Source organism: Streptomyces sp. NPDC048142 (assembly GCF_043202835.1).
Lineage (GTDB): Bacteria > Actinomycetota > Actinomycetes > Streptomycetales > Streptomycetaceae > Streptomyces.
The window spans coordinates 1-18,549 of the sequence record NZ_JBIDBC010000010.1 but is presented as its reverse complement, the minus strand read 5'-3'; the positions used below and the strand labels follow the sequence as shown (position 1 = coordinate 18,549).

The following is an 18,549-nucleotide window of genomic DNA, read 5'->3' as shown; positions in this document are numbered from 1 at the left end:
CGCCCCTCTCCCCGGCCCCGGCCCCCCGGCCCCGCTTCCCCACCCCGGCTACCCCGATACCCGACGGCCCGTCCGCCGGCCCCTTCCCCGGGGCCCGGCCGGCGGGCCGTCGGCAGGTCCGCGCTCCCCCTTCACCGGCTCGGCCCCCCGCCCTCGGTCCGTACCGTTAGTGTGGGGCCCCGTCCGAGATGCGCCAACGCCCCGCCGGGGCGCGCGTGTACACCGATGCAGCCCCCGGGGATACGCCCCCGGACCCGGCCGGAGGGCCCGTACCTCGATGTCCGTGCACAGCCACTCGGCGGCGCCGAACGCGGCCGCCGCCGCCCCAGAGTTCCCCCGGCACGTCGTCACCGCCGTGCTCGTCTCGCACGACGGCGCCCGCTGGCTGCCCGACGTGCTGGCCGGGCTGCTCGGGCAGGAACGCCCCGTACAGAACGTCGTCGCCGCCGACACCGGCAGCGCCGACGACTCCGCCCGGCTGGTCACGGAGGCGCTCGGCGACGACCGTGTCCTGCACCTCGCACGCCGTACGAGCTTCGGCACCGCCGTCGACGAGGCGGCCCGCACGGCCGGTGTCCTCACCCCGGACGACCTGCCCTACCTCAAGCGCCCCGGCGGCTGGGACCCGCAGACCCGCACCTGGGTCGACGAGAACTACGCCCTCCCCGAGCTGCCGCACGGCGAACCGGTCCAGTGGCTCTGGCTGCTGCACGACGACTGCGCACCCGAGCCGGACGCGCTCGCCGAGATGCTGCGCGTCGTCGACACCGACCGGCACGCCACGATCGTCGGACCCAAGCTCCGCGGCTGGTACGACCGCAAGCAGCTCCTGGAAGTCGGCGTCTCCATCGCCAACAGCGGCCGCCGCTGGACGGGCCTGGACCGCCGCGAGCAGGACCAGGGCCAGCACGACCAGGTCCGTACCGTCCTGTCCGTCTCCTCCGCCGGCATGCTCATCCGCCGCGACGTCTACGAGGAGCTCGGCGGCTTCGACCGCGGGCTCCCCCTGATGCGCGACGACGTCGACCTGTGCTGGCGCGCCCACCTCGCCGGACACCGGGTCCTCGTCGCCCCGGACGCCGTCCTGCGGCACGCCGAGGCCTCCGCCCGTGAACGCCGCCCCATCGACTGCGCCGGCCGTTCGGTCGCCGGCCCGCACCGCGTCGACAAGGCGGGCGCGGTCTACACGATGCTCGTCAACGCCCGCGGCAAGGCCCTGCCCTGGGTCCTGCTCCGGCTCGTCGTCGGCACCCTGCTCCGTACCCTCGCGTACCTCGTCGGCAAGGTGCCGGGACAGGCCCTCGACGAGGTCACCGGCCTGCTCGGCACCCTGCTGCGCCCCGGCCGCATCCTCACCGCCCGCCGCAACCGCCCGAAGGGCGTCGTCGACGCGGCCGAGCTGCGCGCCCTGTTCCCGCCGCCCGGTGCGACCGTACGGGCCACCGTCGACCAGATCGCGGGCAACTTCGGCGGCCGTACGGAGGCCGACTCGGGCGGTTCGCGGCACGGGGCCGTCGAATCCGGGCCCGGCGGCGACGACGCCGACTTCCTCGAAGTCGACCAGTTCGCCCGCCTCAAGCGCATCGGCCGCAAACCGGGACCCGTCCTCTTCGCGCTGCTCCTGATCGTCTCCCTCGTCGCCTGCCGCAACCTCCTCAGCGGCGGCGCACTGGCGGGCGGCGCGCTGCTGCCCGCCCCCGCCGAGGCCGGCGCGCTCTGGGGGCGGTACGCGGACGCCTGGCACACCGTCGGCACCGGCGGCACCCCGGCCGCCCCGCCCTACCTCGCCCTGCTCGCCGCCCTGTCGGCCCTGTTCCTCGGCTCGACCGGCCTCGCCGTCAGCGTGCTGCTGGTCTGCTCGATCCCGCTGGCCGGTCTCACCGCCTACTTCGCCTCCCGCCCGCTGCTCCCCTCCCGGCTGCTGCGGGCCTGGGCGAGCATCGCGTACGCCTTCCTGCCCGCCGCGACCGGCGCCCTGGCCACCGGCCGCCTCGGCACCGCCGTCCTCCTCGTCCTGCTCCCGCTGACCGCCCGCGCGGGCGTGGCCGCCCACGGACTGCGCGGGGACAGCGCGGCGGGGGAGCGCGGCAGCTGGCGCGCCACCTGGGCGTACACGCTGCTGCTGACCGTCACCATGGCGTTCACCCCGATCGTCTGGCCGCTCGCCGTGGTCCTCGGCCTCGGCGTGCTGGTGCTGCGGCGCGGCGACATCACCGCGTACGGCCTGCGCTTCGTCGCCGCCGTCGGCACGCCGGTGCTGGTCCTCGCCCCCTGGTCGATCGGCCTCCTGACGAACCCGTCCGCGCTCCTGACCGAGGCCGGCCTGGACATCGGTACGGGAGAGGCCTCGGGCCTGGACCTGCTCGGCATCGGCCCCGGCGGCCCCGGTGCGGCGGGCGGCGTCCTGTTCCTCGGCATCGTGCTGGCGGCGCTCGCCGCCCTGCTGCGCGGGGAGCGGCAGTTCGCCGTCCGCACCGCCTGGGCCGTCGCACTCGTCGGCTTCCTCTTCGCCGCCATCGCCAACGGATCGGCCTGGGCCGGACCCGCCACCCTCGTCTACGGCGCCGCCCTCATCGCCGCCGCCCTGGTGGGCGCGGACGGGGCCCGCATCCGGGTCGCCGAGCAGAGCTTCGGCTGGCGCCAGCCCGTCGCCGTGCTGATCGCGCTGGCCGCCGGGCTGGCCCCGGTCCTGGCCGCGTTCGGCTGGATGATCGGCGGCGCGGACGGCCCGCTGGAGCGACGCGACCCCGTCCAGGTGCCCGCCTTCGTGGCCGAGGAGAGCGCCACCCGCGACCAGCCCCGCTCCCTCGTCCTCGGCGGCACCGCGCCCGAGGCCGTCTCGTACAGCCTGGTCCGCGGCTCGGGCGTCCGCCTCGGCGACGGCGAACTGACCGAGGCGGTCGGCAGCAACAGCCACCTCGACAAGGTCGTCGCCAACCTCGTCGCCGGCTCCGGCGCCGACCAGGGCGGCCGGCTCAGCGGCTTCGCGATCCGCTACGTCCTCGTCCGGGACGGAGCGCCGCGCCAGCTGAGCCGGGTCCTCGACTCGACCCCCGGCCTCAGCCGGCTCAGCCAGCTCGACGGCAGCGCCCTGTGGCGGGTGGACCGGCAGGTCGCCCGCGTCATGATCACCCCGGCTTCCGGCGAGGGTGAGCACGTTCCGGTCGGCTCGGCCGCCGTCGAGGCCCACTCCGAGATCCCGTCCGGCGAGGCGGGCCGCGTGCTGCGGATCGCGGATGCCGCCGACCCGGGCTGGACGGCCACCCTGGACGGCAAGCCGCTGACCCGCAAGACCGTCGACGGCTGGGCCCAGGGCTTCGAACTGCCCGCGGCCGGCGGCCGCCTGGACCTCACCCACGACGCCCCGATCACGCACACCGCGTGGATCTGGGCGCAGGCCGGGCTCCTCGTGGTCCTGGTGGTCATGGCCCTGCCGGGCCGCCGCCGGGAGATCGACGACGACCTGCCCGAGGAGGCGCTCGCCGCCGCCGCCGAGCCGGCCGACGGAGAGGGCCGCCGCGCCCGCAGGCTGCGCGCGGCGGCCCAGGCCGAGGCAGCGGCCGCCGAGGAGGCCGGGAACGACGCCTACCGGCCCGACGGCCACGGCACGGACGGCGTACCCGCCCAGGACCACAGCCACCCCGACGCCCACGGCCACCCCGACGCCCACGATCACGCCCACGCCCAGGACCACGACCCGTCGCGAGGAGCGGACCCGGGGGAGTACATCCCCGCGCAGCAGTCCGCCGACCCGTACGCCGCGAACCCCCCGGCGCACGACCCGCAGGAGGCCACCGGCGGCTACGCGGCGGTCCCGCAGCAGCAGTACGGCGAGTACGGGCGGTGGGACGGGCAGCAGCAACAGCCGGGCGCCGACTACTACGCGGCGTACCAGCCGGACCCGTACGCCCAGCAGCAACAGCAGAACGCCGGCTACCAGGGCTACGGCGACCAGAGCGGCGGCTACGGCGTCCAGGACCCCTACCCGCAGCAGCAGTACGACGAGCAGGGCACGTACAGCCAAGGCGGGTACGACGAGCAGGGCACGTACAGCCAAGGCGGGTACGACGAGCAGGGCACGTACAGCCAAGGCGCGTACGACGAGTACGGCCAGTACACCGGCGGGCAGCACCAGTACACCGACCCCGCCCAGCAGCCCGCCCCCGACCGGCACCCCACCGAGAACGGCGACCACACCGACCCCCCGGCCCCGGGTCAGGCCCCGTGGCAGACCGGTAACGCATCGCGAGGCGAGTCCGAGTGAAGTCCACCCACCTGTCCCTGATCGCGGGCGCCGCCGTCCTGGCCGCCATCACCGGATTCGCCACGGTCGCCGCGCCCGGCGCCCCGGCGGACACCCGGGCGAAGCCCGCCGGGCTGCTGCCGGTCGAACGCTCCAGCCTGGTCTGCCCGGCGCCCGGCAACTCCGACCTGGCGGAGACGCGGTACACCTCGTTCACCCCGGCGGGCGAGGGCGGCGACGCCGAGGGGACCGCCGAGCTGAAGCCGGCCCTGCCGGTCGTGGACGACGACGACGCGGACGAGACCGACCCGAAGAAGGTCAAGAAGGCGGAGGAAGCGGCGAAGAAGGCGAAGGAGAAGGCCGACAAGCCGGTCCTCGCCGTGAAGGAGCCCGGAAAGCCGGTCGTCGCCGAGGCGGACGGCGCCGGCGCCCCGGCCCTCGTCGGCACGGCCACCGGCCGCCTGGCCCCCGGCTGGGCCGCCCAGCAGACCACCGAGGTCACCGCCGGCGGCGCTCGCGGACTCCTCGGGGTCACCTGCACCGCCCCCGACACGGACTTCTGGTTCCCGGGCGCGAGCACCGCCAAGTCCCGCCAGGACTACATCCACCTCACCAACCCCGACGACTCCGGCGCCGTCGCCGACATCGAGCTGTACGGCCCCGAGGGCGCGCTCAAGTCCGACGTCGGGGACGGCATCACCGTGCCGGCCCGCTCCAGCGTCGCCCTCCTGCTGTCCACCCTCACATCCGAGGCCGTCGACCAGCTGACCGCACACGTCACCACCCGCTCGGGGCGGATCGGAGCGGTCGTCATGAGCGCCGACGACGGTGTGGGCAGCGACTGGATCACCGCGTCCGAGGACCCCTCCGGCACGCTCGTGCTGCCCGGCATCCCGGCCGACGCCACCTCCGTACAGCTGGTGGCGTTCGCGCCCGGCGAGGACGACGCGGACGTGAAGATCCAGCTCATGGGGAAGAACGCGACGTTCTCCCCGGCCGGGAACGCCACCCTGCACATCAAGTCCTCGATGACGGCGACCGTCGACCTCAAGGACGTCACCCGCGACGAGCCGGGCTCCCTGCGTCTGAGCCCGGTGCGGAAGGACCGGGCGACCCCGATCGTGGCGGCGCTGCGCGTGGTCCGGGGCAAGGGCGACAAGCAGGAGGTCGCCTACATCCCGGCCACCGGACCGGTCGGCGCACGGGCGAGCGTCCCGGACAACCAGGACAAGGGCTCCACGCTGTCCCTGACCGCCCCGGGTGCCACGGCCAAGGTGAAGGTCACCGCGTCGGCGGGCAGTGAGGGCGGCGACCCGGCCGTGGAGACGTACACGGTCAAGGCCGGCACGACCCTCGCCGTCACCCCGAAGGCCCCGGACGGGCTCAAGGGCACGTACGCGCTGACCGTCGAGACGACCTCGGGCGGCCCGGTCCACGCGTCGCGCACCCTGGCGCGCACGGAGGGCGGCGTCCAGATGTTCACCGTGCAGACGCTCCACGACGACGGGGGCACGGTCGAGGTCCCGACGGCCCGCCAGGACCTCTCGGTCCTGGACGACTGACGACGGGGCCGGCGGGAGACGCGTCCGACAGCCGGGCGCACGTCCGACGGGACGACGCGCCCGACCGGGACGAGACATCCGACAGCCGGGCCCCCTGGGAGGGCGAAGGACTGGTCCCGGGAAGGGCGAAGGGCTAGTCCTGCCCGTACCGGGGGTCGACCGACTCGGGGGCCAGCCCCAGCAACTCGGCGACCTGCTCGACGACGACCTCGTGTACGAGCAGGGCACGCTCGTCGCGGCTCTTGGTACGGATCTCGACGGGCCGCCGGTAGACGATGATCTGTGCGGGCTGCCCCTTGCCCGCGGGCACCGCGCTGCCGAGCGGAACGACCTCCTCCGGCGTGCTGGGCACATCGAGGACGATGAAGTCGACCTCGGCCAGCTGGGGCCAGCGCCGCTCCAGCCGCTCCACCGAGTCCTGGACCAGATCACGGAAGGTCTCCCCCCGGCTGGCCGACAGCGGTACCTGGGGTGGCGCGACCGGCCCGCGCATACCGCGGCCATGACGGTCACGGCGCCGGGGCCGCGGCTCGAACGGGTGGGGAGGTACGGAGCTGTCCATCACCGACGCAGCGTAACGCTCCGGGGACGGGAACGACCGGGGAGACGACGTGGCCGACCGGGTAGGTACGGGCGAGGCGGCGGGGGAGAGCAGGGGCACGGCACAAGCACGGGCAACGGGTAACGGGCAAGGCAGGAACGATCGCCCCAGGAGCGATCGCCCCCGCAGTCCCCGCTCCCTCCGGGTGCCGCTCCCTGGCGGTCGGGGCCGGGGCCGCTCCCGGGGGGCCGGGGCTGGAGGCCGGGGGCCGGGGAGCGGAACCGGGTCCTCCCGCTTCCAGATGTCCGCAGTTCAACATTTCGGCCAAGGTTGAGCCCTTTTCAGGCCCGTAACCCGATCGTTGAGCCTGCGCCCGACGCCACGATCCACTCCCGCCCGCGACCGGTGCGACCACGGTGCGATCGCCGGCCCGCGCCCCGGCGCAGGTCAGGGCGGCCGCCGGAAATTCGACTGTGCCGCAGGTCACAGGGCGACACGGTGGGGCGACCCGAGGGACAGTCGTCGCAGCCCGCTCAAGAGTGCGGTACCGTCCAACATCGTGAGCCCTGTACGTCGCTGTTCGCGCACCGCGTGCGGCCGCCCTGCCGTCGCGACACTGACGTACGTCTATGCCGATTCGACTGCGGTCCTCGGCCCGCTCGCCACCTACGCCGAGCCCCACTGTTACGACCTCTGCGCCGAACACAGTGAGCGGCTTACCGCGCCACGGGGCTGGGAAGTGGTGCGGCTCTCCGACGGCTCCGCACCGGCGCACCCCAGTGGCGACGACCTCGAAGCACTGGCCAACGCGGTCCGCGAAGCGGCACGCCCGCACGACCGGGGCCCGGACGGCGGGGGCCGGGGACCGCGCTCGGCCGACCCGGTGGAAGTGGCCCGCCGAGGCCATCTCAGGGTGCTGCGCTCCCCCGACTCCTGAGGCCGACCTCCGGGGCCGACTCCTGGGCCGACTTCTGGGTCCGATGGGCCCGACTTCCGGGGCCGATGTCTGCGGTACTACCGGGCAGGTAGTTTGGGCGGTCCGTAAAGACCCCAGGAGGACCGGCCGTGGTTGCTGATCTGTCGCAGCTCGTGAAGGCGTATGACGTGCGCGGAGTGGTGCCCGACCAGTGGGACGAGTCCCTGGCCGAACTCTTCGGAGCCGCGTTCGTCCAGGTCACGGACGCCGAAGCGATCGTGATCGGCCACGACATGCGCCCGACCTCACCCGGCCTCGCCGGAGCGTTCGCCCGGGGCGCGGCGGCCCGGGGCGCGGACGTCACGCTCATCGGCCTCTGCTCGACGGACCAGCTGTACTACGCGTCGGGGGCCCTCGGCCTCCCCGGGGCGATGTTCACGGCCTCGCACAACCCGGCGCAGTACAACGGCATCAAGATGTGCCGGGCGGGTGCCGCCCCGGTCGGCCAGGACACCGGTCTCGCCGAGATCCGCACCCTGGTCGAGCAGTGGTCGCAAGGCGCCCTGCAGCCGCCGGCCGCCACCGCCCCCGGCACGATCACCGAACGGGACACCCTCACCGACTACGCGGCCCACCTCCTGGGCCTGGTCGACCTCAGGTCCATCCGTCCCCTGAAGGTCGTGGTCGACGCGGGCAACGGCATGGGAGGCCATACGGTCCCCACGGTCTTCGACGGCCTCCCGCTCGACCTCGTACCCCTGTACTTCGACCTGGACGGCACGTTCCCCAACCACGAGGCCAACCCCCTCGACCCGAAGAACATCGTCGACCTCCAGGCCCGCGTCCTCGCCGAGGGCGCCGACCTCGGCCTCGCGTTCGACGGCGACGCGGACCGCTGCTTCGTGGTCGACGAGCGGGGCGCGGGCGTCTCCCCGTCCGCGATCACGGCCCTGGTCGCCGCCCGCGAGCTGGCCCGCAACGGCGGCGAGGGCATCGTCATCCACAACCTGATCACCTCCTGGTCCGTCCCCGAGGTGGTCCGCGAGCACGGCGGCACCCCGGTCCGCACCCGGGTCGGCCACTCCTTCATCAAGACGGAGATGGCGGAGCACGGCGCGATCTTCGGCGGCGAGCACTCGGCGCACTACTACTTCCGCGACTTCTGGAACGCCGATACGGGCATGCTCGCCGCCCTCCACGTGCTCGCCGCACTCGGCGGCCAGCAGAAGCCGCTCTCCGAGCTGGTCGCGGAGTACGACCGGTACGTCGGCTCCGGCGAGATCAACTCCACCGTCGCCGACCAGACCGCCAGCCTGACCACGGTCAAGACGCTCTACGGCACCCGCGACGACGTCACCTTGGACGACCTGGACGGCCTCACGGTCACGGCCGCGGACTGGTGGTTCAACCTCCGCGCCTCGAACACGGAACCTCTGCTGCGCCTGAACGTCGAGGCGAGGGACGAGAAGACGATGACAGCGGTACGCGACGAGGTCCTGACCCTGATCCGCACAACCTGACCGCTCTTCAGGGCCCTTCCGGCGCTTCCACCCCCTCCACCCCCTCCGGCAGCTCTGGCTGCTCTGGCCCTACAAGTCCCTTTGGTAGCTCCGGCCTGTCAGCTAGCTCCGGCCTGTCCGGTAGCTCCGGCACCCTCTGGCCCCTCCAGTTCCCCTGGCCGCTCTGACTTTGTTCACGAGACCGGTTCTCGTGAACAAAGCCACCGCTCTGATCGCTCGGGCCCTTCGATCCTCTCTGGCCCCTCCAGTCCCTCTGCTGCTTGGCGCTCCGGCCCTCCAGTTCCTCTGGCCCGTCCAGTCCCCACTGCCGCTCCGAACCATCCAGTTCCTCCGGCCGCCCTGGCTGCCCCGGCAGCTTGGGCCCTCCGGTTCCTCTAGCCTCTCGGGTCCTTCCGGCCCCTCTGGCCGTTCCCGCCCCTCTGGCCCCTCGCCCTCCCACCCCTCCGGCCTCTGCAGCCCCTCCGGCGTTTGAGGAGCGGGGCCCGGGGCGGAGCCCCGGTTACGGGAAGGGGCGGGGAGAAGCCCGCCGCAGGCGACCCGCCCAGCTCGGCACCCACTCACCCCCGCACCCACCCACCCCGCATCCCCCGTTTCGTCCCCCCGGCCAGGCCGCGCCCCCTCCACCCCGGCGGTAGGCTGACGACGCCTGATCCACGCGGATCGGAACTCGCATGCTCGAAGGGACTCACCCCATGGCGCTCGAAGCCGGCCTCCTGGAGATCCTGGCCTGCCCTGCCTGTCACTCCCCGCTCGAGGACCGTTCGGCGGCAGACAGCCCCGAACTGCTCTGCACGGGCGACGACTGCGGACTGGCCTACCCGGTCCGGGACAGCATCCCGGTCCTGCTCGTCGACGAGGCCCGCCGCCCCGCCTGACCGCGAGCGACACGCGTACGGACGGGACGACGCAGGACGAGGCAGGACGGCGCACGGCACCGCACCGCAGCCGAGCCCGACCACAGACGGCAGGCAGGCCACAGACGGCAGGCAGTCACACAGCCCGGCACCTCGCCCGGCCGGCCCGGCGGCCAAGCCACCGCACCCGCCCGCCCCGGCACCCGTACCCGCAGCCCGCACCCCACCCGGTGATCGGAGGCCCACCGCCATGCTCGACGAGTCCTTGCTCGACGCCCCGGAAGCCCTGGCCCGAGCCGACCGCCGCGATCTGCTGCGCGGCGCCGCCGAGGCAGGCGCCCGGGTCCGTACCGCCGCCCGGCACGCCGCCGAGGCCGGCATCGGCGGCCTGAACCCGGAGGGCCGGCCCCGGGCCGTCCTCGTCGCGGGCCCCGGCACCGCCGCCTCCGGGGTAGCCGACCTGATCGGCGCACTCGCGGGCGCGGCCGCCCCCGTCGTACGCATCCACCCCACGGGCGTCGCCCCCGCCCCCGGCGCCCTCCGCTGGGCCCTGCCCGGCTGGGCCGGATCGGTGGACCTCCTCCTCATCGCGACCGCCGACGGCTCCGAACCGGGTCTCGCCCTGCTCGCCGAGCAGGCCTACCGCCGCGGCTGCACCGTCGTCGCCGTCGCCCCCACCCGCTCACCGCTGCGGGAGGCGGTCGACGGGGTCCACGGTCTGGTCGTCCCGATGGCGGCCGCCCCGCACGGCGACTACGACGCGGAGATCTCCGCCGCCGGCCCCGGCACGCTGTGGGCGCTGCTCACCCCCCTGCTGGCGCTCCTGGACCGGGTCGGCCTGGTGACCGCACCCCCCGAGGACCTGCAGAAGGTGGCCGACCGCCTGGACCGCACCGCGGAACGCTGCGGCCCGGCCATCGCCACGTACAGCAACCCGGCCAAGACACTCGCCGCCGAGCTCGCCGACAGCCTGCCGCTGCTGTGGACGGAGGGCGACGCCGCAGGCCCGGTGGGGCGCCGCTTCGCCGCGGTACTGTCCGAGCTCGCCGGCCGCCCCGCCCTGGCCGCGGAACTGCCCGAGGCGCTGCCCTCGCACGGCACGCTCCTCACCGGGGACTTCGCGGCAGGCGCGGACCCCGACGACTTCTTCCGCGACCGGGTCGACGAGGGCGAGACGCTCAGGGCCAGGGTCGTCCTGCTCCGGGACCGCCCGACGGGAGGCCTCAGCGCCTACCCGGCGGCCCGGGAACTGGCCCTCGGCCACGACACGCCGGTCAGCGAACTGGAACCGGACGAGGGCAACGAGCTGGAAGCCCTGGCCGAACTGCTGGCGATCACCGACTTCGCGGCGGTCTACCTGTCACTGGCCTCGTCCCCCCAGCCCTGACACAAACCCACACCCCCCGGCCATCCCCGCGACGCCAGAACCTCACGCAACACCGACATCCCTGACGGAATATCCCTGGTGGCACTCCACCCCACCGCACCCACTCCACTTCACCCCACCCCACCCCGCCCCACCCGAGGACGACTCCATGGACCGGCTGTCCAACACCGTGCGCCCCTACGCCTGGGGATCCACCACGGCCATTCCCGCCCTGCTCGGCACCGCGCCCACCGGCGAACCGCAGGCCGAGATGTGGATGGGCGCCCACCCCGGAGCGCCCTCGCGCATCAGCCGCACCACCCCGGCGGGTGAGACGGAACTCGCGCTCACCGAGGCCATCGCCGCCGACCCGGAAGGCGAGCTCGGCACAGCCACGCTCGACCGTTTCGGCCCCCGCCTCCCCTTCCTCCTGAAGCTCCTCGCCGCCGGCGCCCCCCTCTCCGTCCAGGTCCACCCGAACCTGGACCAGGCCCGCGAGGGTTACGCCGACGAGGAGGCGCGGGGCGTCCCGATCGACGCCCCGCACCGTACGTACAAGGACGCGAACCACAAGCCCGAACTGATCTGCGCCCTCACCCCCTTCGAGGGACTGTGCGGCTTCCGCAGGCCCACCGAAGCGGCGGACGCCATGGAGGCGCTGGGAGTCGATTCCCTCAAGCCGTACGTGGACCTCCTCCGCGCCCATCCCGAGGAGGCCGCCCTCCGCGAGGTGCTCACGGCGATCCTCGGCGCGGACCCGACCGAGATGGCAGAGACCGTGGCGGAGGCGGCGGCCGCCGCGACCCGCCTGGGCGGCGCCCACGCCCCGTACGCCCGTATCGCCCACCACTTCCCCGGTGATCCCGGGGTTCTGGCCGTGATGCTGCTCAACCACGTACAACTCCAGCCCGGTGAAGCCCTGTTCCTCGGCGCAGGTGTACCGCACGCCTACCTCGACGGCCTCGGCGTCGAGATCATGGCCAACTCGGACAACGTGCTGCGCTGCGGCCTGACCCCCAAGCACATCGACGTCCCCGAACTCCTGCGGGTCGTCCGGTTCGAGGCCACCGAGCCCGGCGTGCTGCGCCCCGAGGCGGCCCCGTCGGGCGAGGAGCGCTACGAGACCCCCGTCGACGAGTTCGCCCTGTCCCGCTACACCCTCGCGTCAGGGGCCGCCCCCACCGGACTGACCACCCCCGCCCCCCAGATCCTGCTCTGCACGGCGGGCACGGTCCGGGTCGGCGAACTCGCCCTGGGCCCAGGGGAATCCGTCTACGTTCCGGCCGGCGAGACGGTCGAGGCAGCGGGACCGGGAACACTCTTCCGGGCGACCGTGGCGGCCTGACCCACGGACCGTCCCGACGGCTGCAACAATGTGCCGCCTTACCGCGACGGCGTGTGCCGCGCACCGACGAAGGGACACCACGCACCCATGAGCGCGTCAGGCGGAACCAAGGCGATCGTGGCGGCACTGGCCGCCAACCTCTCGATCGCCGTGGCCAAATTCGTAGCGTTCCTCTTCAGTGGTTCCTCGTCGATGCTCGCGGAGAGCGTCCACTCGCTCGCCGACTCGGGCAACCAGGGGCTCCTGCTGCTCGGCGGCAAGAAGGCCAAGCGCGAGGCGACCCCCCAGCACCCCTTCGGCTACGGGCGCGAGCGCTACATCTACGCGTTCCTCGTCTCCATCGTCCTCTTCTCGGTCGGTGGCATGTTCGCGGTGTACGAGGGCTACGAGAAGATCAAGGACCCGCACGAGATCGAGGCCTGGTACTGGCCGGTCGGGGTTCTGGTCTTCGCGATCATCGCCGAGATCTTCTCCTTCCGTACGGCGATCCGTGAGTCCAACCGGACGCGCGGCGACCGCTCCTGGACCGAGTTCGTCCGCCGGTCCAAAGCGCCCGAGCTCCCGGTCGTTCTCCTGGAGGACCTCGGCGCTCTCGTCGGCCTGGTCCTGGCACTCGCGGGCGTCGGCCTCGCCCTCGGCACCGGCAACGGCGTCTGGGACGGCATCGGCACCCTCTGCATCGGCATCCTGCTGATCCTCATCGCTATCGTCCTGGCCGTCGAGACGAAGTCCCTCCTGCTCGGGGAGTCCGCCGGCATCGAGGACGTCGAGAAGATCAAGGCGGCCCTGGTGGACGGCGACACCGTCACCCGCATCATCCACATGCGCACCCTTCACCTCGGCCCCGAGGAACTGATGGTCGCCGCCAAGATCGCGGTCCGGCACGACGAGACCGCGACCGAGGTCGCCGACGCCATCAACGCCGCCGAGAACCGCATCCGCGAAGCAGTCCCGATCGCCCGGGTCATCTACCTGGAGCCGGACATCTACAACGCGGAGGCCGCAGCGGCCGGAACCAACCCGGGCAACATGATCGACGGCTCGCCCGACGCCTCGAGCGATTCCGGCCACTGACCCACCGCACACCGGCCCCGATCGGCCCGGTGACCGCTCACACACACCCCTCTTCACGAACGGGCTGGGGCTCACTGGGCCGTTCGGTGTAGATTCGGATACGGAAAACAGACGTCGCTGCTGATGGCGGTCGACCGGCTGGCGGGAGCGAGCCGGGCGAGGGACAGAGGGCCTCCGACGGACTGCACTGCGAACCGTCCGGGCATTCGTGTGCCCGTCGCGCCGCAGAGTCAGCCCAGACAGCCCACCCTCGACCCATCACGAGGAGCAGCCCGTTATGACGACGGCCACCAACCGCCAGGACTTCAAGGTCGCCGACCTCTCCCTCGCCGCTTTCGGGCGCAAGGAGATCACGCTCGCCGAGCACGAGATGCCCGGCCTGATGTCGATCCGCAGGGAATTCGCCGCCGCTCAGCCGCTGGCCGGCGCCCGGGTCACCGGTTCGCTGCACATGACCGTGCAGACCGCCGTGCTCATCGAGACGCTCGTCGCCCTGGGCGCCGACGTCCGCTGGGCCTCCTGCAACATCTACTCCACCCAGGACCACGCCGCCGCAGCCATCGCGGTCGGCCCGAACGGCACCCCGGAAGCCCCTGCGGGCGTCCCGGTCTTCGCCTGGAAGGGCGAGACGCTCGAAGAGTACTGGTGGTGCACGGAGCAGGCGCTGACCTGGCCGAACACCCCCACCGGCGGCCCGAACATGATCCTGGACGACGGTGGCGACGCCACCCTCCTCGTCCACAAGGGCGTCGAGTTCGAGAAGGCCGGCGCGGCCCCGGACCCGTCGACCGCGGACAGCGAGGAGTACGCCCACATCCTCACCCTGCTGAACCGCACCCTCGGCGAGGCCCCGCAGAAGTGGACCCAGCTGGCGTCCGAGATCCGCGGTGTCACCGAGGAGACGACGACGGGTGTGCACCGCCTGTACGAGATGCACCGTGACGGTTCCCTCCTGTTCCCCGCGATCAATGTGAACGACGCGGTGACCAAGTCGAAGTTCGACAACAAGTACGGCTGCCGCCACTCCCTCATCGACGGCATCAACCGTGCCACCGACGTCCTGATCGGTGGCAAGACCGCCGTCGTCTTCGGCTACGGCGACGTGGGCAAGGGCTGCGCTGAGTCCCTGCGCGGCCAGGGCGCCCGGGTGATCATCACGGAGATCGACCCGATCTGCGCGCTGCAGGCGGCGATGGACGGCTACCAGGTGGCCACGCTGGACGACGTCGTGGAGCAGGCGGACATCTTCGTCACCACGACGGGCAACAAGGACATCATCATGGCCAAGGACATGGCCCGGATGAAGCACCAGGCGATCGTCGGGAACATCGGCCACTTCGACAACGAGATCGACATGGCCGGCCTCGCGCAGATCGACGGCATCGTCAAGGACGAGGTCAAGCCCCAGGTCCACACCTGGACGTTCCCCGACGGCAAGGTCCTCATCGTCCTGTCCGAAGGCCGCCTTCTCAACCTGGGCAACGCGACCGGACACCCGTCCTTCGTGATGTCCAACAGCTTCGCGGACCAGACCCTCGCGCAGATCGAGCTGTTCACGAAGCCCGAGGAGTACCCGACCGACGTGTACGTGCTGCCCAAGCACCTGGACGAGAAGGTCGCCCGCCTCCACCTCGACGCCCTGGGCGTCAGGCTCACGACCCTGCGCCCGGAGCAGGCGGCGTACATCGGCGTCCAGGTCGAGGGCCCGTACAAGCCCGACCACTACCGTTACTGACGCATCCGGGGCCACTGATCCACCCTCGGTGTTCGGGAGGCCGGCCTCCCGAACACCGAACGGCGTCAAGCCCTCAGTAGTCACCAGCAGATCCGAGTGCAGGCCCCCGCACCCCCGTGCCGGGGGCCTGCACCCGTTACCGCCCCCGCACAGCCCGAGGAACCCGAAGGACCCCATGCCCCGCGGCAGGTATTCGCTCCACGACCTTCACGATCACACCCCCCTCGGTGAAGAACACTTCCACTGCGCCCCCGGCCCCTCCGGCTGGCGCTACGTCTCCCAGACCACATCCCCCTCCGGAGATCACCTCGGCTCCGTCGACCTCGCCCTGGACGAGCTGGGCCGGCCCATCCGCCTCGGACTCCACGCCGCGAGCTGGCAGGTACGAGGAGCAGCCCTGGAAGGGGTCACCTGGGTCCGGACCGATCCGACCGGCAGCCACGCCACCGAAGGCAACGTCCGCGCCCACGCCTTCGTCGGCACGTCTCCCGCGTTCCTCATCGCTATGACCCGCCTCCTGCGCCTCACCCCCGATTCCCCCACGACCCGCGTCCGCGTGGTCACCTTCACGGACCCGGTCCTCGCACCCAGGACCATCGACCAGTCCTGGGCCCTGATGAACAGTGAAGCGCACGCCACTGACAACGGCCCCCTGATCGTGGACGAATACCAGGTCAGCGCCCTGGACACCGGCGAACAGCACACCGTCCACATCGCCGGTGACGTGGTCCTCGCGGCACCCGGCATCGAACTCGAACACCTGGAGACACCTCCGTCCCCCCGCGCCTCCGGCACCCCGGCCGCACCGCCCGCCGACCCAGGACCGGACACCGCCTAGGCGAGGATCAGCCGGGCGGAGCGAACCCGGCCGAGGAAGCACCCCCGCGCCGCTGCTCGTGAGCCCCGCCGGTACCACCCATCGGCCCGGAACCGACCACGGCCGATCCCTCACCAACAGGGCTGCTCCCACCACCGAACCCCCCAGCTCCGCTGCCCCCGCGCCCCCCAGCGCCGTCGGGGCCCCCAGGAGCCCCGACGTACCCCCCGAATCCGGCAGGCACGGACGGCAGGGGCCCTTCGGCCCGAGGCCCGGCGAACACACGCCGTGCATCCCTTGCCCGCCGCTCATGAACGACCGCGGCGAGGAACGCGGCCGCGGGAACGCCCTGCGGCGCGGCGGCTCCCGTCCGCGCGACCAGTTCACCGGCCAGCCGCTCCGCGATCGAACGGCCCACGCCGGGATCCAGCTGCTGCATTCGCGTCAGGTACTGCCGTATCGCGGACCAGAGCTCGTCCGGCACGGCCGACAGATCCAGCTGCGCGAACCGGCCGACCAGCCAGGGCGGGGGAGGCGGCACGGCGACGGACCGGCCCGTCGCCGCGACGCGTTCCCGGATCACCAGTGTCCCGGCGAACACGTCACCGATCCGGCGCCCCCGCGCCGACACCAGGGACGCGATGGAGGCCAGCGCGCCGAACGTCATGAGGATCTCGACGAGCCCCATGGCTCCTCGCACGAGCGCGTGCCGGAACCGGATCGGCCCTCCGTCGTCCCGCACCACCCGCAGCCCGCAGGCCAGCTTCCCCAGGGAGCGGCCATGGCTCAGCGTCTCGACCGCGACCGGCCCACCGATCAGGACCAGCAGGAACGAGGCGACCCCGATCGCCGCGACGGCCGCTTCGTCCAAGGAAACGGAAGCGATGCCCAGCACCACCGAGACCAGGATGAAAACGGCGAACGTCACGGCCAGATCGATCGCCGAGGCCAGCGCCCGGCTCGGCAGCCGCGCGGGCCTCACCCCCAGAACGACCGCGTCCCCGGTCACCAGCTCACTCATCGGGCCCCACCCTTCGCCGACCTTCTCTGCCCCAGCCGGACCCAGTCTGCCAAGCTGACCGCCAGCGCGCCGCAGTAGTACGGCCCCGTACGCACCTTTGCCTGGAGCAACAGACGCCCATGGACCTCGATGTCTTCGTCACCGCCCACCGCACGGAGTGGGACCGCCTCGAACACCTCCTGCGCCGAGGACGCCGCCTCACGGGCGCAGAAGCGGATGAACTCGTCGTCCTCTACCAGCGCACGGCGACCCACCTCTCGCTGATCCAGTCGAGCAGCCCCGACCCGGTCCTCACCGGACGTCTCACTCAGCTCGTGGCCCGCGCCCGTTCGACAGTGGCCGGCACCCGCAAGGCCACGTGGCGGGACGCGGCCCGGTTCCTCACCGCGGGATTTCCCGCCGCGGTTTACCGCTCGCGTCACTGGTGGGTCCCCACCGCGGTGCTCTCGACCGCGCTGGCGGCACTACTGGGCTGGTGGATCGGTACACACCCCGAGGTGCAGGCCGCGATCGCCGCACCGGAAGACCTCCGTGCGATGACCCGGCCGGGCGGGGAGTACGAGACCTACTACTCCAGCCATCCGGCAGCGTCGTTCGCGGCACAGGTATGGACGAACAACGCGCAGGCCGCGGCGCTGTGTCTGGTGCTGGGGGCGTTCCTCTGCATACCGGTGATCTGGATCCTCTTCCTCAACATGCTCAACCTCGGCGTCGGCATAGGCCTCATGTCCTCCGCGGGCCGTCTCGACGTCTTCCTCGGCCTGGTGCTTCCCCATGGCCTGCTCGAACTGACCGCGGTGTTCGTCGCCGCCGGCACGGGGCTCCGCCTCGGCTGGACCGTGATCGACCCGGGCCCCTTGTCACGCCGCACCGCCCTGGCTCAACAGGGACGCGCCGCACTGGGCATGGCGATCGGCCTGGCCCTGGTCCTGTTCGTCTCCGGACTCATCGAGGGCTTCGTGACCCCGTCGGGCCTCCCGACCTGGGCCCGGATCACCATCGGCATCGTCGCTGAGCTGGCTTTTCTCGCGTACGTCTACGTCCTGGGCGGCCGCGCGGCACGCGCCGGCGACACGGGTGACCTCACAGCGGTCGAACGCAGTGCCGAACTGCCCACCGCAGCCTGACCGCCGATGTGCCTTCACCCCCGCTGAGCTGCTAGTGTCCTCCTCGCCCACAAAAACCGTTGACACGGCAGATGTGGGGAGGTAGATTCGAACGGTTGCCTCGGACTAGACAGGTCCGAGTTGAGCGCGTAGCATCTATTACGCCCGTGAAGGAGCGCTTGCCGCTTCGCCGGGCCAAATGATTCTCTTTATTCTGAATCACCGGGTCGTTGGTTTAGTCCCGAGAGTTTCTGATAAAGTCGGATCAGTCGAAAGGCAAGGCCACTCCACAGGCCACCGGAAATCGAATTCGGACCGGAAACGGAACGAATGAGAGTCTGGTAAGGTTGGAACCGCCGGAAAGGGAAAACGCGAAAGCGGAGGACCTGGAAAGCGAAAACTGCTTGACCCGCTTCGGCCGGGAATCGGACACGAAAGAGTCTGATAGA

At 72.3% G+C, this 18,549-nt stretch carries 13 protein-coding genes; 11 read left to right on the top strand and 2 right to left on the bottom strand.

The annotated features are described in order from the left end of the window. Positions 1-277: 277 nt before the first annotated feature. Positions 278-4,264 (top strand): glycosyltransferase, encoded by a 3,987-nt coding sequence (locus tag ACGF2Y_RS15380; RefSeq protein WP_392946824.1) that lies wholly within the window; start codon positions 278-280, stop codon positions 4,262-4,264. Continuing rightward, on the top strand, positions 4,261-5,805 hold the full coding sequence (locus ACGF2Y_RS15375; RefSeq protein ID WP_392946821.1) for a DUF5719 family protein: 1,545 nt from the start codon (positions 4,261-4,263) through the stop codon (positions 5,803-5,805). Before ACGF2Y_RS15380 ends, ACGF2Y_RS15375 begins: the two co-directional genes overlap by 4 nt. A 133-nt stretch (positions 5,806-5,938) precedes the next feature. Here ACGF2Y_RS15375 and ACGF2Y_RS15370 read toward each other — a convergent pair whose 3' ends face one another. Then, a complete protein-coding gene (locus tag ACGF2Y_RS15370; RefSeq protein ID WP_392946818.1) occupies positions 5,939-6,367 on the bottom strand; it encodes a metallopeptidase family protein in 429 nt (142 codons plus the stop codon). Positions 6,368-6,905: 538 nt separating this feature from the next. On the opposite strand from ACGF2Y_RS15370, the gene ACGF2Y_RS15365 reads away from it, so the two are divergent. From ACGF2Y_RS15365 to ACGF2Y_RS15330, 8 genes are all read left to right on the top strand, one after another. Continuing rightward, entirely contained in the window at positions 6,906-7,283 is a 378-nt protein-coding gene (locus ACGF2Y_RS15365; protein ID WP_015608934.1) for a DUF3499 domain-containing protein, read from the top strand. A gap of 128 nt (positions 7,284-7,411) precedes the next feature. After that, positions 7,412-8,782, top strand: a complete 1,371-nt coding sequence (locus tag ACGF2Y_RS15360) for a phosphomannomutase/phosphoglucomutase (protein WP_392946816.1) — start codon at positions 7,412-7,414, stop codon at positions 8,780-8,782. Positions 8,783-9,474: 692 nt separating this feature from the next. Continuing rightward, on the top strand, positions 9,475-9,657 hold the full coding sequence (locus ACGF2Y_RS15355; RefSeq protein ID WP_392946814.1) for a Trm112 family protein: 183 nt from the start codon (positions 9,475-9,477) through the stop codon (positions 9,655-9,657). A gap of 229 nt (positions 9,658-9,886) precedes the next feature. Continuing rightward, complete coding sequence (locus tag ACGF2Y_RS15350) at positions 9,887-11,023, top strand: SIS domain-containing protein (protein WP_392946812.1); 1,137 nt, start codon at positions 9,887-9,889, stop codon at positions 11,021-11,023. A 148-nt stretch (positions 11,024-11,171) separates the two neighbouring features. Further along, positions 11,172-12,347: a mannose-6-phosphate isomerase, class I gene (gene manA, locus ACGF2Y_RS15345; protein ID WP_392946809.1), complete on the top strand. Its 1,176-nt coding sequence runs from the start codon at positions 11,172-11,174 to the stop codon at positions 12,345-12,347. Positions 12,348-12,434: 87 nt separating this feature from the next. Beyond that, positions 12,435-13,421 (top strand): cation diffusion facilitator family transporter, encoded by a 987-nt coding sequence (locus ACGF2Y_RS15340; RefSeq protein WP_392946807.1) that lies wholly within the window; start codon positions 12,435-12,437, stop codon positions 13,419-13,421. A gap of 277 nt (positions 13,422-13,698) precedes the next feature. Further along, entirely contained in the window at positions 13,699-15,156 is a 1,458-nt protein-coding gene (gene ahcY, locus ACGF2Y_RS15335) for an adenosylhomocysteinase (protein ID WP_392946804.1), read from the top strand. Between the two features lie 175 nt (positions 15,157-15,331). Further along, the gene (locus ACGF2Y_RS15330) at positions 15,332-15,994 is read left to right on the top strand and encodes a hypothetical protein (RefSeq protein ID WP_392946803.1); all 663 of its coding nucleotides are present in this window, start codon (positions 15,332-15,334) and stop codon (positions 15,992-15,994) included. Positions 15,995-16,001: 7 nt separating this feature from the next. Here ACGF2Y_RS15330 and ACGF2Y_RS15325 read toward each other — a convergent pair whose 3' ends face one another. After that, complete coding sequence (locus ACGF2Y_RS15325; protein WP_392946800.1) at positions 16,002-16,994, bottom strand: RDD family protein; 993 nt, start codon at positions 16,992-16,994, stop codon at positions 16,002-16,004. 119 nt (positions 16,995-17,113) lie between these two features. Between ACGF2Y_RS15325 and ACGF2Y_RS15320 the strand changes: the two genes are divergently transcribed. Next, entirely contained in the window at positions 17,114-18,121 is a 1,008-nt protein-coding gene (locus tag ACGF2Y_RS15320) for a stage II sporulation protein M (RefSeq protein WP_392946797.1), read from the top strand. The last annotated feature ends 428 nt before the right edge of the window (positions 18,122-18,549 follow it).

Excerpts from the sequence above, each read along its gene's own strand:
- ACGF2Y_RS15340 (WP_392946807.1), top strand. The coding sequence starts at position 12,435 with ATGAGCGCGTCAGGCGGAACCAAGGCGATCGTGGCGGCACTGGCCGCC.
- ahcY (WP_392946804.1), top strand. The coding sequence starts at position 13,699 with ATGACGACGGCCACCAACCGCCAGGACTTCAAGGTCGCCGACCTCTCC.
- ACGF2Y_RS15325 (WP_392946800.1), bottom strand. The coding sequence starts at position 16,994 with ATGAGTGAGCTGGTGACCGGGGACGCGGTCGTTCTGGGGGTGAGGCCC.
- ACGF2Y_RS15380 (WP_392946824.1), top strand. The coding sequence starts at position 278 with ATGTCCGTGCACAGCCACTCGGCGGCGCCGAACGCGGCCGCCGCCGCC.
- ACGF2Y_RS15350 (WP_392946812.1), top strand. The coding sequence starts at position 9,887 with ATGCTCGACGAGTCCTTGCTCGACGCCCCGGAAGCCCTGGCCCGAGCC.
- ACGF2Y_RS15370 (WP_392946818.1), bottom strand. The coding sequence starts at position 6,367 with ATGGACAGCTCCGTACCTCCCCACCCGTTCGAGCCGCGGCCCCGGCGC.
- ACGF2Y_RS15320 (WP_392946797.1), top strand. The coding sequence starts at position 17,114 with ATGGACCTCGATGTCTTCGTCACCGCCCACCGCACGGAGTGGGACCGC.
- ACGF2Y_RS15330 (WP_392946803.1), top strand. The coding sequence starts at position 15,332 with ATGCCCCGCGGCAGGTATTCGCTCCACGACCTTCACGATCACACCCCC.
- ACGF2Y_RS15355 (WP_392946814.1), top strand. The coding sequence starts at position 9,475 with ATGGCGCTCGAAGCCGGCCTCCTGGAGATCCTGGCCTGCCCTGCCTGT.
- manA (WP_392946809.1), top strand. The coding sequence starts at position 11,172 with ATGGACCGGCTGTCCAACACCGTGCGCCCCTACGCCTGGGGATCCACC.